The organism is Bradyrhizobium monzae, assembly GCF_021458635.1.
Classification (GTDB): domain Bacteria; phylum Pseudomonadota; class Alphaproteobacteria; order Rhizobiales; family Xanthobacteraceae; genus Bradyrhizobium.
The window spans coordinates 55,001-72,988 of sequence record NZ_JAIRDQ010000017.1 but is presented as its reverse complement, the minus strand read 5'-3'; the positions used below and the strand labels follow the sequence as shown (position 1 = coordinate 72,988).

Annotated in this window: 17 protein-coding genes and 1 pseudogene; 9 read left to right on the top strand and 9 right to left on the bottom strand. The window is 62.6% G+C overall.

What is annotated here, in order from left to right; all coding sequences use genetic code 11:
* Positions 1-2: 2 nt before the first annotated feature.
* Complete coding sequence (locus K3F49_RS37460; RefSeq protein WP_234685877.1) at positions 3-968, bottom strand: tripartite tricarboxylate transporter substrate-binding protein; 966 nt, start codon at positions 966-968, stop codon at positions 3-5.
* 129 nt (positions 969-1,097) lie between these two features.
* Between K3F49_RS37460 and K3F49_RS37455 the strand changes: the two genes are divergently transcribed.
* Positions 1,098-2,039 (top strand): LysR family transcriptional regulator, encoded by a 942-nt coding sequence (locus tag K3F49_RS37455; protein ID WP_234685876.1) that lies wholly within the window; start codon positions 1,098-1,100, stop codon positions 2,037-2,039.
* Positions 2,040-2,833: 794 nt separating this feature from the next.
* Here K3F49_RS37455 and K3F49_RS37450 read toward each other — a convergent pair.
* From K3F49_RS37450 to K3F49_RS37440, 3 genes are read right to left on the bottom strand one after another with little or no spacing between them, the layout of a single operon-like run.
* Positions 2,834-3,244 (bottom strand): PAS domain S-box protein, encoded by a 411-nt coding sequence (locus tag K3F49_RS37450; protein WP_234685875.1) that lies wholly within the window; start codon positions 3,242-3,244, stop codon positions 2,834-2,836.
* 17 nt (positions 3,245-3,261) lie between these two features.
* Positions 3,262-4,026, bottom strand: coding sequence for a class I SAM-dependent methyltransferase (locus K3F49_RS37445; protein ID WP_234685874.1), 765 nt, complete (start codon positions 4,024-4,026; stop codon positions 3,262-3,264).
* Between the two features lie 58 nt (positions 4,027-4,084).
* A complete protein-coding gene (locus K3F49_RS37440; RefSeq protein ID WP_234685873.1) occupies positions 4,085-4,465 on the bottom strand; it encodes a DUF6522 family protein in 381 nt (126 codons plus the stop codon).
* A 73-nt stretch (positions 4,466-4,538) separates the two neighbouring features.
* On the opposite strand from K3F49_RS37440, the gene K3F49_RS37435 reads away from it, so the two are divergent.
* On the top strand, positions 4,539-5,036 hold the full coding sequence (locus tag K3F49_RS37435) for a hypothetical protein (RefSeq protein ID WP_234685872.1): 498 nt from the start codon (positions 4,539-4,541) through the stop codon (positions 5,034-5,036).
* Positions 5,029-5,304: a DUF2249 domain-containing protein gene (locus K3F49_RS37430; protein ID WP_234685871.1), complete on the top strand. Its 276-nt coding sequence runs from the start codon at positions 5,029-5,031 to the stop codon at positions 5,302-5,304. The genes K3F49_RS37435 and K3F49_RS37430 overlap by 8 nt, the downstream gene beginning before the upstream one ends.
* A gap of 143 nt (positions 5,305-5,447) precedes the next feature.
* Here the strand turns inward: K3F49_RS37430 and K3F49_RS37425 are convergent, their stop codons facing one another.
* The 5 genes and pseudogenes from K3F49_RS37425 to K3F49_RS37405 form a co-directional block, all read right to left on the bottom strand.
* A complete protein-coding gene (locus K3F49_RS37425) occupies positions 5,448-5,876 on the bottom strand; it encodes an RrF2 family transcriptional regulator (RefSeq protein WP_234685870.1) in 429 nt (142 codons plus the stop codon).
* 380 nt (positions 5,877-6,256) lie between these two features.
* Positions 6,257-6,532 (bottom strand): annotated as a pseudogene (locus K3F49_RS37420) (SulP family inorganic anion transporter); the annotation flags it as partial.
* A 654-nt stretch (positions 6,533-7,186) separates the two neighbouring features.
* Positions 7,187-7,408: a hypothetical protein gene (locus tag K3F49_RS37415; RefSeq protein ID WP_234685869.1), complete on the bottom strand. Its 222-nt coding sequence runs from the start codon at positions 7,406-7,408 to the stop codon at positions 7,187-7,189.
* Positions 7,409-8,067: 659 nt separating this feature from the next.
* Entirely contained in the window at positions 8,068-8,949 is an 882-nt protein-coding gene (locus tag K3F49_RS37410; RefSeq protein WP_234685868.1) for a ferritin-like domain-containing protein, read from the bottom strand.
* A gap of 101 nt (positions 8,950-9,050) precedes the next feature.
* Positions 9,051-9,761 carry a Crp/Fnr family transcriptional regulator gene (locus tag K3F49_RS37405; RefSeq protein WP_234685867.1) on the bottom strand — a complete coding sequence of 237 codons (711 nt, stop codon included), beginning with the start codon at positions 9,759-9,761 and terminating at the stop codon, positions 9,051-9,053.
* Between the two features lie 345 nt (positions 9,762-10,106).
* Here K3F49_RS37405 and K3F49_RS37400 point away from each other — a divergent pair, with 345 nt between their 5' ends.
* The 6 genes from K3F49_RS37400 to K3F49_RS37375 are packed head-to-tail and all read left to right on the top strand — an operon-like array spanning position 10,107 to position 17,988.
* Positions 10,107-12,350 carry a NosR/NirI family protein gene (locus tag K3F49_RS37400; protein ID WP_234685904.1) on the top strand — a complete coding sequence of 748 codons (2,244 nt, stop codon included), beginning with the start codon at positions 10,107-10,109 and terminating at the stop codon, positions 12,348-12,350.
* Positions 12,351-12,373: 23 nt separating this feature from the next.
* The gene (nosZ, locus tag K3F49_RS37395) at positions 12,374-14,326 is read left to right on the top strand and encodes a TAT-dependent nitrous-oxide reductase (protein WP_234685866.1); all 1,953 of its coding nucleotides are present in this window, start codon (positions 12,374-12,376) and stop codon (positions 14,324-14,326) included.
* A gap of 32 nt (positions 14,327-14,358) precedes the next feature.
* Complete coding sequence (locus K3F49_RS37390; RefSeq protein WP_234685865.1) at positions 14,359-15,699, top strand: nitrous oxide reductase family maturation protein NosD; 1,341 nt, start codon at positions 14,359-14,361, stop codon at positions 15,697-15,699.
* Positions 15,696-16,616, top strand: a complete 921-nt coding sequence (locus K3F49_RS37385) for an ABC transporter ATP-binding protein (protein WP_234685864.1) — start codon at positions 15,696-15,698, stop codon at positions 16,614-16,616. Before K3F49_RS37390 ends, K3F49_RS37385 begins: the two co-directional genes overlap by 4 nt.
* Positions 16,613-17,440 carry an ABC transporter permease gene (locus K3F49_RS37380; protein ID WP_234685863.1) on the top strand — a complete coding sequence of 276 codons (828 nt, stop codon included), beginning with the start codon at positions 16,613-16,615 and terminating at the stop codon, positions 17,438-17,440. Before K3F49_RS37385 ends, K3F49_RS37380 begins: the two co-directional genes overlap by 4 nt.
* On the top strand, positions 17,437-17,988 hold the full coding sequence (locus tag K3F49_RS37375; protein WP_234685862.1) for a nitrous oxide reductase accessory protein NosL: 552 nt from the start codon (positions 17,437-17,439) through the stop codon (positions 17,986-17,988). Before K3F49_RS37380 ends, K3F49_RS37375 begins: the two co-directional genes overlap by 4 nt.

Sequence of the window (17,988 nt, the reverse complement as noted above, 5' to 3'; positions counted from 1 at the left end):
CTCTAGCCTTCGATCGGGAATCCTGACGCCTTGACGATCGGTCCCCAGCGTTCGAACTCAGCGCGCTGGATGTGTTTAAGTTCGTCCGATGTCGTTCCTGTCGGTTCGCACCCCATGGCATGAATCTTTGCACGCACTGTGGGATTGCTCCCGATTGCAATGATCTCCTTTCCCACGTGTTCAACGAACTCACGCGAGGAATGCGCAGCCGCATAGAATGCGAACCAGCCGGCTGCGTCGATATCGATCCCGCTCTCTTTCAGAGTTGCGGTCTCGGGCAGGAAGGAAGATCGCGCAGCGGCTGCGGTGGCGATGATGCGTATGCCACCGCCCCTGTGTTGCTCCAGGAGTTCAGAAACAAACGCCATATACATCGGGACCCGGCCGGCCAGCACATCTGGGAGGGCAGCAGGCGTACCCTTATAGGGCGTGTGGCGCAGGTTCAGGCCTGTGGTCCGGCCAAACTCGCCGCAGATGAAATGAGGCGCTGTACCTGCTCCCGGCGAGCCGTACACGGCCTGTTCGGGATTGGCCTTCATCCAGTCGATGAGTTCGTGCACCGAATGGATAGGTAGCTTCCCGCTGACCGCCAGAGCGAGATCGACCGTCATCACCTGCGAAAGTGGCACAAAGTCGTGCTCCGCATCATATCCCAGGCTCCTGAAGAGATGGGGCTGAAGTGTGAATTGCGAAGCGGAAGCAAATAGCACTTCCTCCTCTCCCGGTGCGGCATTCTTGACCGCCTGAGCGCCGATGCGCCCGCCAGCGCCAGCAAGGTTCTCTACAATCGCCACCTTGCCGAACCTGATATGGAGCTGCTCGGCAAACAGCCGGGCGATCGAATCTCCCGACCCACCAGGCGCGAATGGAAACACGATCTTCAGCGGCTCGTCGGCAGCAATAGTGGGTAGCGGAAGAGCCAGAGCCGAAAACCCGGCCAGTATGGCGCGACGCGAGTAAGGCTGCATGGCGTTCTCCATGTGCTTGGGACAGCAGGGCGATGATCCGGCCAGCTTTCCATCTCGCTATTCTGAAGCAACAGCGCTATAACCCGAAATTGTATTTTCCTATCGGGCTATAACGTGAGGTGAATACCCATGCAGTGGCACGACCGCATCAGCCGACGCCTACGCCTCAAGGATCTGCATACGCTGCAGACCGTCGCAGAGGTCGGCAGCATGGCCAAGGCATCTCGCCGTCTCGGTTTGTCGCAGCCGGCGATCTCCAAAGCTATCACCGAGATGGAGCATGCCGTCGGAGCTGCGCTGCTGGATCGCACTTCGCGCGGAGTTGAACTTACCGAATGCGGTCGTCTTCTTGTCGATCGCACGCGCGTCGTCTTCGACGAAATAAAGCTAGGTGTTACCGAGATTGTGCAAAGGTCGGATCCGGCGCAAGGGTTCGTTGCGATCGGTACAACCGAGCCGGTCACCGCTATCGTTACGGAAATTATCGGACATGTCGTCCGCAGATATCCGGGCATCAGGTATCATATCACGATAGGCGATCGGGATGCGCTGGAGCATGCTCTGCGCCAGAGAATTCTTGATCTGGCCATAACGCGATGGTCGCCGTTACCGGCCGCCGATGATTTGTCCGCGGAGGTGCTCTTTAGATCCTCCCTTGCGGTGATGGCGGAGCGACGGCATCCGCTCCTGCGATCGAGGAAGAAATTGAAACTCGCAGAACTAATGCAAGAGCAATGGACGCTCTCGCCGCCCGATACTTTTTTGGGGCGTACCGGCGCCGAGCTATTTCGGCGACATAACCTGCCGCTTCCGCCAACGACGGTCACCACAATTTCAATCTACATGCGGCTAAATCTGTTGGCGAGCAGCCGATTTATAACCCTGTTGCCAATGCAGATACTCAGAATGCGATCAAGTAGCTCATGGCTGCGCGCGCTGAACGTCGATCTTGGCGATACTTCCGCGCCGATAGCCTCGATCACCTTGAAGGGACGACGGGCCGGAGGTGCCGTCAAATTATTTCAAGAGGCCAGCCGGAAGGTCTGTAAGGCGCTGGTTGGCGTGAGCTGATTGGTCTGAGCGGACTGTTCGTAAGCGGAACTGACGAGTTTAGGAGTACGAGTTTATGAGTACGCGGCCTAATTAGAGTCGCACACTAAACAAGAATTCTGCTCTTTTCTTTAGGAAACCGCTCCAATTAAAGATCACGGTACATCAGAACGCGTTACCGCGACGAAGACGTCAACGCGTTCGTTCCTCCGCCCTTGCCGCCACACCCACCCATCGACGTAACTTCTCCCGTCGGGATCCCAGAACGGTTTTCCCTGGTCATCGAGACCGAGCACTCGTCGCGGCCGGCGGTCGTCGTGTGGCGGAAGGACAAGCGCATCGGATCCGTTTCGAGGGAGCGCGCGCACCCGAGGCCGCATAGGCCTACCGGTCAGGTTCAGGTTCGTCTCCACGGGCTTCGCCGTTATCAAAGACTTCGCTTGTGTGTCGATTGGCGAAGTGGACGCCCGCGCACACGGGGCAGTCCATCGGCACGAAAGATTCCGGCGAGCCCTCGGGGCCGTCCTCGATCCATCGACGTACATTCGAGCCGGTGCTCGGACAGCGAAACATGACCAAGGCCATCTCCGCTCCATCGCAAACCTGCGCGCAGAAATTGTGACCGGTCCCGGCCTCCCGCCCTGCTCGCGAAGACGTCCTGGCAACTCCTGCGTTCATCGTCTGGAGTAAATCCTTCTCAGGCAGGTGCTTAAGAATTGGCTCACCAATTGCTGTCAACCTTTGCGTACGCCGCAACCGTCGTTCGCGCTACCTGGGCCATCGCCAAGGAGCCGGAAACGGCCCTTCGGAGGGTCTCACGAAGCGCGGGCCGCGGCACGCTCTCGCTCCACGCGCTCGGTCACGTCCCGCGCCACGGCGACCGAGCCGAGCACTTCGCCCGCGGCACCGTCCTTGACGATCGCGAATGTCATCTCGACGTAGAGCTTGCGTCCGCTCTTGTGCAAGCCGCGGGTTAGCGTGGGACGGCCCTGCAGCTTCATGGCTCCCTTGGTCATCGCGGTCTCGAAGCCGCGCCAGTGCGCAGGCCGCAGATGCTCGGGAATGATCAGATCGAGGCTTTGGCCAAGCGCCTCTTCCGCAGAATAGCCGAACAACGCTGTGGCGGCGGAATTCCAGCGGGCGATCGTGCCGGAGCGATCGGCGCAAATCAGCGCATCGGCCGTCGATTCGAGAATCCGCTCGGCCAACTGGGAGTGCTCTTCCATGAGGTGCACCGGTCGGTTCAGGACGTGTTGTCCTTCTGAGCAACAAGGTAGACTGCGTTCAAGTTCCGCTGATAACGTTCGAACACCTGTCGCATCGCGAGAACCCGCCGACGGGCCGGGCCGTCAAAAAGGAGATTCTTCGCAAGCCGCAGCGTGCCCACGACGCCTTCGTCCTGAAGGAGCCGCAGTGGACGGAGCAGGTGCATCGGGGCAAGGTCTGTGGCGACGACCCGGAAGCCGACGCCTTCCAGCAGAGCTTTCCACTCTTGAATTGGGAGCGGGCGGGCGCCGACGTGAATGGCGGACGAGAGCTGCCGATCGATTTCGCGCTTTTCGTCGGCCGGCATGTCGCCTGGTACGATCGCGAGTTCGTGAATGCCGTAGCGGCCGCCGCGGCGGAGCAGCCGGAAGGCCTCGGCCGCGATCAAGCGCTTGTACTCGCCGGTTTGCATGCTCAACATCGCCTCGCCGATGACGACGGACGCGGAAGCCGCCGGAAGTGATGTCTGGTCGGCCCTCCCCACCACAACCGTGATCTCCGGATCCAACGGGAGCTGCCTGCGCGTCCATTGCGCTGCCTTTTTGTCCCGCTCGATTGCGGTGTAATGCCGCGGCCTGCGTTGCAGGATCATGCGCGCCGTCACGCCGAGCCCCGGCGCGAACTCCACGACCTCGTCGTCTCGGCCGATGGCCAGGCCGTCGAGCAGAGCGCGCGTCAGCGTGAGGCCACCGGGGCGCAACACGCGCTTGCCGAGACGGGCAAGCAGCCAGTGCCCCGGCATCTTTGCCACTCGAGTTCGGTGCCCGGCAATTCCATGCCTTGTGTGGAATGAACATCGCTCATCTGCTCTCTCCTGCTGCGGGGCTTGGGTCGACCGGATCCTCGTCCTGGGTGACTGGTCGACGTGGCGCGTCCGGAATCGGATGGTCGCCGAAATCGATGGCCGACCTACGAAGGATGCGACCCTTCCGGTCTGTGCTGAGCCGGGCACGTCGATTGCGGTAGAAGAAGCTGAGGCGGAATTCGCCGGCGTGCTCGTCGACTCCGCGTTCGCAGACACTCGTTATCTTTCCCGAGCGCATCAGGATCTGAACGCGCGAGGCCGGCAGATGCAAAAGCTCGCCGATGATCGCCGCATCGACCACGAACGTGTCGTCGCGGAACTCGATCGCGCCTTCGGAGAGCGGCTGGGAGCGAGTCTCCTCACGGCTCTCGGCCATCGCATTTCCCCTTGTCGAAGCATCATAAGAAAGATACATTAAAAATATATCTTATAGCTACTGAGGTCAACCCGTGACCATTCCCGTTCGATTGGAAATCCAAGCAGAGGCTCGCCCAACACAGAACCCGGCCCTCTCCCAAGGGCTCTCTCCGTGCACGATGCCCTGCAATCCCGACACGGGCACGCAGCTTTCCGCGGCCGAGCTCGCGTTCCGGATCTTCGCTGCCTTTCGCGCGCATTCCCACATCAACAACGTGCTGACACACATTTCGGGCGCGAACTGGACCCAAGTAGAACACGCACTCGAGGCGATTCTCGATCAGGCGACGACAGGCGATCGACTTTCTCCGCTGGCACAAAACATCGTCGATCTCGTGTGCGCGGAGCGCGGCATCACCGGAAGAATCCTCAAGCCTTACTTCCAGGCCGCTCTGTACAGATTGCTGGAGTCGAGCCGCGCAGAACGGCTGATTCGCCACATCGAAATGCTGTTTTTCGAGATCGAATTGAAGGCCGAGCACCCAGCATTCGCGCCGAGCGCACCTTCCACGGAGACCGGTCATGAATGAGGCCGACACTGATGAGCGGGTCGTCAACGTTGCCGAGATCGATCCGCAATATCGGCACGCGATCCTCTTTCGACTCTTGGAGCACCTCACGCCGGACCAATCGCTGCAGATCGTCGTAGATCACGATCCCCGGCACCTCCGCCTGCAGCTCGAGGCGCACTATGACTCGCGCTGCGGCTGGTCTTATCTGGAACAGGGACCCGACCTATGGCGCGTTCGCCTGCGTCTGCTCGCGCGCGACGCTGCCCGCGAAGAGGCGTCCGCTTGAAAGGCGATTCACATCACTATGTAAGCCCGACGATGAGGCGGAACGGGTCTGCTTCGCGATTGGATGGCAGTCGCCGCCGGTCGCGCTGCGTGCCCCTGTGGTCGGCGTGTGAATCCTGCAAGTAGCCGATCGACGCAGATCCGTTACGCCGCAGGTCGCACGCCGAAGTCCTTGGGCCTGAGCATCAAGTCCGCCAGCGTGTACTTGTCGAGGACCGCGTTGAAGGCGTCCAATCCTTCGTGCAGGACGCCACGCAAACGGCAGCTGCGCGTGATGATGCACTCGTTGCCGGCACCGAAGCATTCGACCAGGGTGAAATCAGGCTCAGTGGCGCGGATCACGTCGCCGAGTCCGATCTTGCTCGGTGGCTTCGCGAGCATCAGACCACCGGCACGGCCGCGCACCGCCTTTAGATAGCCGGCTTTGGTCAACGTATTGGCGACCTTCATCAGGTGGGCGCGCGAGATTTTGTAGACCTCGGACACCTCCTCGATCGTGATGAGACGATCCTGCCTTGCCGCGGCGTACATCAGAACCCGAAGGCAATAGTCCGAAAAGTTCGTCAATCGCATGATGGCCAATAGCGGTTTGCGGCAGCTTGCGGCATGGAGCTATTAAGATATATAAAGTATGCATCTTTGGCAAAGAATAACCTTTGAACACCATGGCCGTGCATCATAGGGACTCGTTGTCGTGATGACTTCCGGAAGGGCGACGCCGATTAGGCCGCCGTCGTGGACACCTGCTCGAACCGACTGTGATGGAGTGCCCAGTCTATTTCCGAATGCAGTTGCACCAGGGGGCGTAGGAAGATCGGCTCGTGATGGGCCACGCGGTTGCGGAAGCGTCTCAGCGCGTTGAACCTACGGTGCACCGTTGACCGCTTCTGTCCGCCTTTGGCGGTGAAGGATTTATAGAGAGTTTGTCGGGGTCCGATCAGGCCGATCCAAAAGCCAATCTGACATCGGCTTCCGCCGAGGGCGGAAACGAGAAGGCCACCGACGATGGCGGTGAAGAGCCCGCGCTCGGGGGCTACGCCGGAAGCCACCGCGATCGCCATCGAGAGCGGCAGTGCCACTACCGCGACCGTCAACCCGGCGATGGCGTCGCGCTGCAGGTCGGCGAATCCGTAACCTTCGCCGATGGTCGTGAGGAGCTTGGGAGGATCCAGTTGAACAGAGACGAACCGTCTGGCATGCGATTTCGATGACGTGAGCTTGACCGGAATCCAGGCGGGGCACCTGAAGAACTCAACATCGCATGTCCGGAAGCTGCCTATATTATCCTAGCGCAAGCCGGCGGTACTCAGTGCTCTCAAGAATTTTCAGGACTCTTCTTTGAAGCGGGTTCTAATTTTTTAGTTGTTTCGCGCCGCGAGGGCGGTGAGTCTGGCGATCGAGTCCGGCGGCCGCCCGGAGTCGGGTCTTTGATGTTCCGGGTCCCGTCCTCGCGCTCCTTCGTACGTCACCGGCGTCCTCTCCGTTGAGCAACCTTTGGCGGAGCTTCTTGAGTAATTCCCTCAGATCGTTTGCGTACTCCTCGATGACCTGCCGCACCTCATCGGCGCCAGATGGCTTGGTCCTCGTTGCTTCATTGGGCGGTCGCAGTTCACGATCGGGCGGCTTCATACCCAGATGGTGAGAGAAAAGCCGAAGTGGGCTATTGACCTGAATCAAAGATTGCTGAAGGTAACCTCTGCTGGCGAGACTGAAGCGCGGGGTCGGTTCGACGCCATGGCTTTTGCAGCCAAGCAACGAAGTGCTTCGGCCGGTCGCCATCCTGTCGGCACCGGCAAACGCTGCCTCGGATCGCCTCGCCAAGCCGCGCCCGGCGAACGACTGTTGCTGACTTCGCCCTCAGCCCTCTTCGCGGAGCGCCGCCTTTACGTCGGCAACCGGCCAGCTTTCGCCGGCCGGATTACGCGGACGGTCGCGCCACCGCCGATCAGCACATGGGAGCAGATCTCATCGTCGCTGGGCTCCACGGACAATTCCGTTTCCGGCTTCCAGCTCAAGGTCAGGTCGAGGTCGCCCTCGAAAATCCGCCATCGTGAGCGATCTTCCATCTCGGCTATGTGGCTCTCGGAATGGGAGCGGATCTTCATCGCGTCTCAGGCCGCGTTCCGAGCGCGCGCCCGATGCTGCGGGACGCGCTGCGTGGCTGCCGCGCGAGGCCGCCGACCATTCTCCTGATGGCCGCACTTCGCGCACCTGAGCCGAAGCTCGGGGAGGATCGAATTGGGCTTCGCCGGGTTGGCGGCCATGAGCCAAGCGCCGCAAAGAGGGCAGTTCACCAGCAGTGTGTCCGTTTCGATCATGCAAACCACTCCCTGTGGGGCCCTAGTTGCAAACTGACTTGAGTGGGGTGGGTTCCGAGCTCCGACCATGATAGCCAGCCCAACTTTTGAGCAATGGAACCAAAACCGGGATCTCGTCCGAACGTGCTTGGCGAGTCATAGTGCGGCAGCAACAGAACGGGCTGACCAGATAGCCGTCTCGTTGCCTCTGACCTCGCTTCCGGAGAAATTCTCCGGAGCCGCAACGAGCGCAGCCGCCACCCCGCCGGTCACGACCCGGACCCCCCTCGGGGAAAATGCGATCTCCGCGGTCATCGGCGCCAAACAGGCTTTCGCCCCGATCGTGATCATATAACGCGCTCCGGATCCGCCTCTGCCGACGACAAGTGGCCTGTCGCCGCGCCGTCAGTCTGGTGGGGCTCGACCTCCACCGCAGCAGCCGGTCCCGGAGACACGGCCACAGGTCGTCAGCCGATTGAACGCAGCCAGGCCAGTCGAGCTATCGCCTTCATCGCCATTCGCTGCAGTAGATCGACGCGCTCCTGGTCGCCGGCGTTCTCCGCCTCCTCCAGGTATGTATCGGCAAGAGCTTCGGCGATCGCCTGGGCGTCGTGCGCTGCGAACGCGGTCGGAAAGCTTCCGATCCCTGCAGCTTCCTCGGACATGCCCAGCGTCTCTTCCCGAAGCTCGCGCAAGCGATTTCCCGCAGCGCCCCAGGGGTGATGCTCCAGTGCGTCCAATTGCGTAGCGAGCCGGAGCTCAAGTGTCCGGGCGTCCACCCTGTCTTTCCCGACGCCGGCAGGCCGTAGCGTCGCCCCATCGCTACTGCGCGGATGCTCGCGATGATAGGCTCGGCGCCGCTCCCTTCTGAGCGTGGCAACGTGTCCCAGTTCCTCGCGCGCCATCGCTTCGGCGGCCGTCTTGATGTCGTCATCGTCCGCAAACGCTGCCATGTATGCCCAGAATGCGAAGGCGCGCTCCTCGTTCTGAACGGCCATAGCCAGCGCCTGATAGGGTGTGATCAAGCGCGAGGCCTTGATTTCGTCGGTCGCTTCCGCATCGAATGTTTCCGGCGCCTGCCAGCGGACGAGGGCCGGATCCGGGAGCTTGCCGAGACGCGATTGCGACCATCGGGCCACGCTCCCGACATGTTCGCGCTCGGCGGCGGCGAGCTCGGCGAAGACGCCCGCCAGATCCTGCCTCCCCTGCTCGCGCATGGCCCCGGCAAGCTCGTCGTACTTGAGGGCCGCCTCCCGCTCCATGGCGTCAGCAAGCGCGAACAGTTCACCCAACGAGTGCAGAGTTCCCTTGGGTTGGTCCTTCAACAGCAGCGTTCGCGACAGCAGCATGATTCACCGTCCGTTTGCTCGCAACCCGAGCGCCACGATATTGCTCTCATTGACAATCGACGATTTGCGCTGGGTCAAAGGCTCGCCCAGCGGGGCGCATGCTATTCTACGATCATTTCCGCGATCCCGCGAAGATCGGTCACCTTGACCACGGTGAGCGTCTGATCGCGCGTGAACAGCAATCCGCGCCTTTCCCAGCTCGTGAGCGAACGGCTCACCGAGTAGAGAGTGGTGCCCGCGATATCGGCAATGTCCTTGCGACGCAGGGGAAGAGCAATAGTCTTTCCGTGCGGGGCCTCTCGGCCGAATTGATGGACCAGGCGGAGTATCGTGTGGGCCACACGCCTTTCGACGGATTGGGTGGAGACTTCCCGCAGGCGATTCTGCAGCTCATGAAGGCGTCTGCCCATGATTTTGAGGGCATTGATCGCTACCTGCGGATGGCGGCTTATCAACCTGAGCAGGTCAGTTTCGCTCCAGCTCACTTCGACGCACGGCTCCATCGCATCCGCATCGGCGGGATATCGTCGATCGGCGAATGCTGCCGCGGCCCCGAATATTTCGCCGGGACCGATGAATCTGATGACTATTTGTGCACCGTCGCTACCCGATTGCGAGATGCGCACGCTTCCTTCGAGAAGCGCGTGCGCCCGCACCCGGGGATCGCCTTGATCGAAGATCCTGGCGTCCTTCGCAAACGAGAGGCGTCGGGCCGATCTGCGTGCCTCGTCGAGAGTCGACGCCGAGGCGCCCCGAAACAGCTCGATGTTGGCCAGTTCTCGCCGGGACACCGCGGGGTCGGAGCTGGCCATTTTACTTTCAATCAGTGCTGATAGTTCCGACCATCGCGGACGGAGTTCACAAATCGTCAATCGATCGACTTCCGCCCTCTCTTTAGACGCTCGGGGCGGTGACCCAGTTTGCTCCAGCGCAAACCAGACTATTTTCTTTGTTGATAGATTGCGAGTGGTCGCAACGAGCGGAGGCACACCTGTGATGGACACATTCTCGAAGCTCCGGCCGTCGCCGTTGATGGACCGTCCTCGGAAAACGCCGGCGTGCCGAGAGTGCGAGACCACAGCTGCGGGCGTTCCTTGCACGGATGATCTTGCGTGATTTCGAAGCTTTTTCGGGCCGTCCTCGCTGCCGCCGTCGTCATGACTTGCGCGGCGCTGTTCTCATGCCGCGCGCTCGCGGCGGACGGAGTCTCGTCGTATCTGCCGAAGGCTTCGCCGGCCGACCTCTTTCCGGGTGCCGACCGATTCGGTGAGCCGCAAGGGGACCCGCCGATCGTTCCTGTCTACCGTGGCGACCAGTTGCAAGGATTTGTCTACCTCAACTCCGACTTCGCCAACGCGACCGGCTATTCGGGGAAGCCGATCCGGGTCCTGGTCGGAATCGATCCGAAGGGAGTCCTCACCGGTCTCAAACTCGTCGAGCACAAGGAACCGATCGTGCTCGTCGGCATCCCGGAAAAACGCATCCTCGACGCGGTCAACAAGCTGGTCGGGGTCGACATGGGAGGCGTGGCGCGCGGCGCCGCGCCCGCGCCCCAGGTCGATATCGTCAGCGGCGCTACGGTGACAGTTCTGGTGATCGGCGACAGCATCGTTCGTTCCGCGACCAAACTGATCAAGAGCGGTCGGCTCGGCGCCCAAGGCAAGGCAGTCACCAGCGCGACGCCGCAAGCGTCGAAAGCGATCGATCCGGACAAGAGCGAGGTTCGCGACTGGCAGAGTCTCGTGGGTGACGGCTCGATCCGGCGCTTATTCCTGTCGGTCGCGGACGTCAACAAGGCCTTCGAAAAAACCGGCAACGGCGCAGCGGCCGCGCATCCGGAGGAAGGCGATCCGGACGACACGTTCATCGATCTGTATGTCGCCGACGTCGCCGTTCCGACGATCGGACGCAGTCTGCTCGGGGACGAAGGCTACGATCGGCTCGCCGGACGGCTGAAGCCGGGTCAGCAAGCGCTCGTCGTCGCCGGATCCGGCCGCTACTCATTCAAGGGAGCCGCCTATGTCCGCGGGGGGATCTTCGACCGCATCGAACTGATCCAGGAGACCAACAGCGTCCGCTTTCGTGACCGCAACCATACCCGGCTGGGCAGCCTTGCCGCCGAGGGCGCACCCGACTTTCCGGAAATCGCGCTGTTCACGGTGCCGCCCGAACTCGCGCTCGATCCGACCGAGCCATGGGTGCTGCAGCTGCTTGTGCAGCGCGTGGTCGGTGCCCGGGACAAGGCCTTGGTGACCTTCGACGTCGGCTATGCGCTTCCCGACATCTACCTGAAGCGTCAGCCGACACCGGCACAGGCTGCACCAGCGAAGTCGTCGGCCCCCTCCTCGGCGACCGAGACGCGCGAAGTCGGCACGCCGCCGGCCGCGTCCGACGAAGAGCCGCTGTGGATGCGGATTTGGCGCGCCAACACCGTCAAGGTCGGCTTGACAGTGGTGGCGCTCGGCGCGCTCACCCTGATCTTCTTTTTTCAGAACTTCCTGGTTCGCCGTCCGGCGGTGTACGTGTGGGTGCGCCGTGGCTACTTGCTCTTCATCCTGGTCTGGCTGGGCTGGTACGCGAACGCGCAGCTTTCGGTCGTCAACGTCCTGACCTTCGCCAACTCGCTGCTGACCGGCTTCAGTTGGGAATACTTCCTGTCCGCCCCGCTGATCTTCATTCTCTGGGCCTCGATCGCGGCTGGCCTCCTGTTCTGGGGGCGCGGCCCGTTCTGCGGCTGGCTCTGCCCGTTCGGCGCCCTGCAGGAATTGCTTAACAACGTCGCGCAGGCGCTCAAGGTGCCGCAATTCAGGGTGCCCTGGGGACTTCACGAACGGCTATGGCCGATCAAGTACATCATCTTCCTCGGCCTGTTCGGCATGTCGCTATACTCGACCGCCTTCGCCGAGCAGCTCGCCGAGGTCGAGCCCTTCAAGACCTCGATCATCCTGAAATTCGCGCGTGAGTGGCCGTTCGTGGTCTACGCCCTGACTCTGCTCGCAGCGGGTCTCTTCGTCGAGCGTTTCTTCTGCCGCTACATGTGTCCGCTTGGCGCGGCGCTGGCGATTCCCGGCCGCATCCGCATGTTCGAATGGCTGCGGCGCTGGCCCGAGTGCGGCTCGCCCTGTCAGCGTTGCGCCAACGAGTGTCCGGTCCAGGCCATCCATCCGGAGGGACACATCAACGTCAACGAGTGCATCTACTGCATGCACTGTCAGGAACTCTATTTCGACGACCACCGCTGCCCGCACATGATCCAGGTGCGGCTGAAGCGGGAGAAGCGCCAGGCGATGTCGTCGCCGTCGATGCGCCCAGGCGGCAAAGGTCCGGCCACGGTCATCACCGCCGGGGGAAAGCCTGTCGGCGTGCCGCCTGTCGATGCCATCACTCCACCCGCAACCTGAAACCGAAAGCCGAGGAGACCATCATGAGCGAAAACGAGAACGGAAAGGGCGTCAGCCGACGAACCCTGCTGGGGACCACGGCCGCCGCTGCGGGCGTGGGACTTGCCGGCGGAGCGGTGGTGACGAAGGACGGCACCGGCTTCGTCTCGACCGCAGACGCGCAGACCAAGACGGCCGCACCAAAGGCGCCGGCGGCTCGGCCAGCGGTGCAAAAGACGGAGGTGGCACCCGGCGAACTCGACGAATACTACGTGTTCTTCTCGAGCGGCCAATCCGGCGAAATGCGCATCGTGGGGCTTCCTTCGATGCGCGAACTGATGCGCGTTCCGGTGTTCAACCGCTGCAGCGCGACCGGATGGGGCCTGACCAACGAAAGCCTGAAGGTCCTGACCGAGGGACTGCAACCAGCGACCCGCGAATTCCTCAAGAGCCGCGGCGGCACCTTCATGAACGGCGACCTGCATCACCCGCACATCTCGTTCACGGACGGCACCTACGACGGGCGCTACGCCTTCATGAACGACAAGGCCAATACCCGCGTGGCGCGCGTGCGCCTCGACGTCATGAAGTGCGACAAGATCATCGAGCTTCCGAACCAACATACGGTCCACGGCTTGCGCGTGCAGAAGTATCCACGCACCGGATACGTGTTCTGCAACGGCGAAGACGGCGTGCCGCTGCCGAACGACGGCAAGATCCTCGACGATCCCAAGCAGTACCACTCGATCTTCAGCGCGATCGACGGCGACACGATGAAGGTCGCCTGGCAGGTGATCGTGAGCGGCAATCTCGACAACGTCGATGCCGACTACCAGGGCAAATACGCCTTCTCGACTTGTTACAATGCCGAGGAAGGCGTCACCCTGGCAGAGATGACGGCCAACGAGCAGGACTGGGTCGTCATCTTCAACCTCAAACGGATCGAAGAGGCGGTCAAGAAGGGTGACTTCAAGGAAATGAACGGCGTACCCGTGATCGACGGCCGCAAGGGTTCGGCCTACACGCGCTACGTTCCGGTCTCAAACAATCCGCACGGCATGAACACCGCGCCCGACGGCATCCACATCGTCGCGGCCGGCAAGCTCTCGCCGACGGTCACGGTGATGGACGTCCGCAAATTCGACGATCTGTTCGACGACAAGATCAAGCCGCGCGACGTCGTCGTCGCGGAGCCGGAGCTCGGCCTCGGTCCGCTGCATACTGCCTACGACGGCAAGGGCAACGCCTACACGACGTTGTTTCTGGACAGCCAGGTCTGCAAGTGGAACATCGAACTCGCCAAGCGAGCGTTCAAGGGCGAGAAGGTCGATCCGATCATCCAGAAGCTCGACGTGCACTATCAGCCCGGCCACAACCATTCGTCGATGGGGCAGACCAAGGAGGCGGACGGAAAGTGGCTGATCTCGCTGAATAAGTTCTCCAAGGATCGCTTCCTCAACGTCGGTCCGCTGAAGCCCGAGAACGATCAGCTCATCGACATCTCCGGCGACCAGATGAAGCTGGTCCACGACGGTCCGAGCTTCGCCGAGCCGCACGACGCCACCATCGTCCACCGCTCCAAGATCAACCCGATCTCGATCTGGGACCGGGCCGACCCGATGTTCGCGGACGCGGTCAAGCAGGCCAAGGCCGACGGAATCAACCTCGAAGCCGACTCCAAGGTCATCCGCGACGGCAACAACGTCCGGGTCTACATGACGTCGACCGCACCGGCATTCGGCTTGGAGCAGTTCCAGGTCAAGCAGGGCGACAAGGTGACCGTCTACATCACCAACATCGACGCCGTGGAAGACCTGACGCACGGCTTCTCCATCGTGAACTACGGCATCCAGATGGAGGTCGCGCCGATGGCGACGGCCTCGGTGTCGTTCTCGGCGGATAAGCCAGGCGTCTACTGGTACTACTGCTCCTGGTTCTGCCACGCCATGCACATGGAGATGAAGGGCCGCATGTTCGTCGAACCGAAGTCGGTCTAATCGGGATCGGCTCGGTGCGATTTCTCCCACACATGCTTCCGGCGGCGCTCTTCGCCGCCGGATTATCGGGCTTCGCCGACGCGGAGACGCTGACGGCTGCGCCGGACCAGCCGTTGCAGGCGCTGTTGGACCGCGCGCGCGCCGGCGATGTCGTCGATCTGGCTCCGGGCGAATACCACGGCGTCATCCGGATCGACCGCTCGCTGGTGCTGACCGGAGGCCCAGATGCGGTGCTCGACGGCGGCGGCGCAGGCAATGTCGTCACGGTAAGCGCCCCCGATGTCACCGTTCGCGGCGTGACGGTCCGGGGATCGGGCCGCGATCTCCAGGCGATGGACTCCGGAATTTTTCTTCAAAAGACCGCCGAACGCGCGACGATCGAGAACAACCGTTTGGTGGGAAACCTGTTCGGCGTTTACGTGCACGGGGCGCAGGGTTCGAGAGTCATCCACAACGTGATCGAAGGGCTGCGCGGCGGGCGTCTCAGCGAGGCGGGCAACGGCGTGTCGCTCTGGAACGCGCCCGACGTCACCATCGCGGACAACACGTTCCGCTACGGTCGCGACGGCATCTTCTCGATCTCCAGCCGAAAGGACCGCTTCGTCGGCAACCGCTTCGACCAGGTGCGCTTCGCTGTCCACTATATGTACACCAACGACAGCGAAGTCAGCGGCAACGTTTCGATCGGCAACCATGTCGGCTACGCCATCATGTACTCGAACCGGTTGGTGATCCGAGACAATATCTCGGATCGGGACCGCGACTACGGGATCCTGTTCAACTACGCCAACTACGCCGAGATCGACGGAAACCGGGTGACCGGCGGTCTCCTGGGTACGGTCGCGGACAAGACGGAAGAGAGTCCTGACGACGAACCAGGAATGCTTCCGGAAGCGAAGCGTAAACAAGCTGTCCGGAGCGGTCCGGAAAAATGCGTGTTCATCTACAACACCAATCACAATAGATTCCGCGACAACTGGTTCGAACGCTGCGCCATCGGCGTGCACTTCACGGCGGGCTCCGAGGGCAACGAGATCACCGGAAACGCCTTCGTCAACAACGCCAACCAGGTGAAATACGTCGGCACCAGGCACCTGGACTGGTCGTCCGGCGGACGCGGCAACTACTGGAGCGACAATCCGGCGTTCGACCTCAATGGCGACGGCATCGCCGACACGGCGTACCGGCCGAACGACCTCATCGATCGCGTGCTGTGGACGGCCCCGGCCGCGAAGCTGCTGATTAACAGCCCGGCCGTGCAGGTCATCCGCTGGGCGCAGGCCCAGTTTCCGGCGCTGCTGCCCGGTGGGGTCGTCGACAGCCGCCCCCTGATGTCACCGCCCGCGCGCCGCACGGCCGAGGAGGCGCGATGATGACAACGGTGCGCATCTCCGAGGTCACCAAGGACTACGGCCGCGTCAAAGCGGTCCGCGGAGCTTCGTTCGAACTGAGCCAAGGCGAACTGGTGGCGCTGATCGGCCACAACGGCGCCGGCAAGACCACGCTGATGAAGCTGATGCTCGGACTGATCCGTCCGACGAGCGGTTCGGTCGAGGTGCTCGGCGACAATCCGGCGGCAGGACAATTCGCCGGGCGCCGACAGCTCGGCTACCTTCCGGAGAATGTCTCGTTCGATACCGCCCTTACCGGGCGCGAGACGCTGGCTTTTTACGCGCGGCTCAAGCGGGAGCCCATTGCCGGCGCGCTGAAGCTTCTCGACGCGGTCGGCCTGGGTGACGCCTCCAGCCGGCGCGTCGGCACCTATTCCAAAGGCATGCGCCAGCGCCTGGGCCTCGCACAGGCGCTCATCGGGCATCCGCGCGTGCTGCTGCTGGACGAGCCCACGACGGGATTGGATCCGGAGCTGCGCCAGACCTTCTACGAGGTCATCCAGCGGCTCGCGGCCGAGGGCACTACGGTTCTCTTGTCGTCCCATGCCCTGACCGAACTCGAAGAACGCGCAGGCCGCGTGATCATCATGAATCGCGGCATCAAGGTCGCCGATGGGTCGATCGAAAGACTGCGCAACATCGCGCGCTTGCCGACCAAGATACGGCTCAAGATCGCCGGCCTCTCGCCCGGCGAGTTGCCGTCCTGGCTGCCGGCCGGTGCGCCATGTCGCCGCCTGAACGGCCACTTTGTCGAGATCGACGCGGAGCCGGACCGAAAGATCGAGCTGCTGCACAGCGCCACCGCGTCGGGAACGGCGGTCGAGGATCTCGACGTGATCCCGCCGACGCTCGACGAACTCTACGCCCATTTCCTCCGACAGGCGGAGCAGACGTCATGAATGCGCTGATCATCGCCCGCAAGGAGATCCACCAGGCCATCCGAAACCGCTGGGTGCTCGCATCCACGCTCCTGCTCGCCGGACTGGCATTGTCGCTGACGTTCCTCGGCAGCGCCCCGACCGGCACCGTCGGCGTGCGAGCGCTCGACGTCGTGATCGTCAGCCTCTCGAGCCTGACCATCTTCCTGATTCCGCTGATCGCGCTGTTGATCTCGCACGATGCGATCGTCGGCGACATGGAGCGCGGGACCATGCTCCTGCTGCTCAGCTACCCGGTCGCCCGCTGGCAGGTTCTGCTCGGCAAGTTTATCGGACATCTGGCGGTGCTGGCCTTCGCGACCTGTCTCGGCTACGGGATAGCCGCTGCGGCCTTGATCGCCACGGGAAGCCGGATCGGTGCCGATAGCCTCGCGGCCTTCGCCGCGATGATCGGTTCCTCCGTGCTGCTCGGAGCCGTGTTCGTCGCAATTGGATATCTGGTGAGTTCACTGGTTCGCGATCGGGGCACGGCCGCCGGCGTCTGCATCGGCCTGTGGCTCCTTCTGGTCCTGATCTACGACATGGCGCTGCTCGGCGTCCTCGCCGTGGACCAGGGCCGCAGCATCTCGGCGGCCGCCGTCGATGCGATGCTTCTCCTGAACCCGACGGACGTCTACCGGCTGTTCAACCTGACCGGTTTTGCGAACGTCAGCAGCTTCGCGGGCATGGCCGGGCTCGCTCAGAGCACGACGTTGTCGGCGCAGGGGCTCCTTATCGCCCTGCTGGTGTGGACGTGCGTGCCGCTGGGACTTGCCGCGGCCGCTTTTTCGCGGAGGGAGCTATGAGACGCCTCGTCCTAGCGTTCCTGGGTCTGCTCGCCCTCGCTGGCTGCGGCGAGAAGCAGACCGCGCAGGCGCCACCGCCCCACAAGATGACGGCTGAAATGTTCGGTCACTACTGCGGCATGAACGTGCTCGAGCATCCGGGACCGAAGGGGCAGATCTTCGTCGCCAGTCTGATCGAGCCGGTCTGGTTCTCCTCCGCCCGGGACACCATCGCCTTTACCGTGCTGCCGGACGAGCCGAAGGACATTCAGGCCATCTACGTGTCCGACATGGGCCGGGCGCCGAGCTGGGAGAAGCCGGGTCAGGACAACTGGGTCGAGGCGCGCAAGGCGCTGTTCGTGATCGGCAGCCGGGCGAGGGGAGGAATGGGAGGCGACGAGGCCGTCCCGTTCTCGGAGCGCGCCGCGGCGGAGAAATTCGTCGCCGAGAACGGCGGGCGCATCGTCCCGTTCGGGGAGGTGCCGCGCGAGTACGTGCTCGGGTCGGACGGAGAAAAGAGCGAGGCGGCTCCGGAAGACGGCGCTGCCGGGCGAGCTCCGCTCGATTGA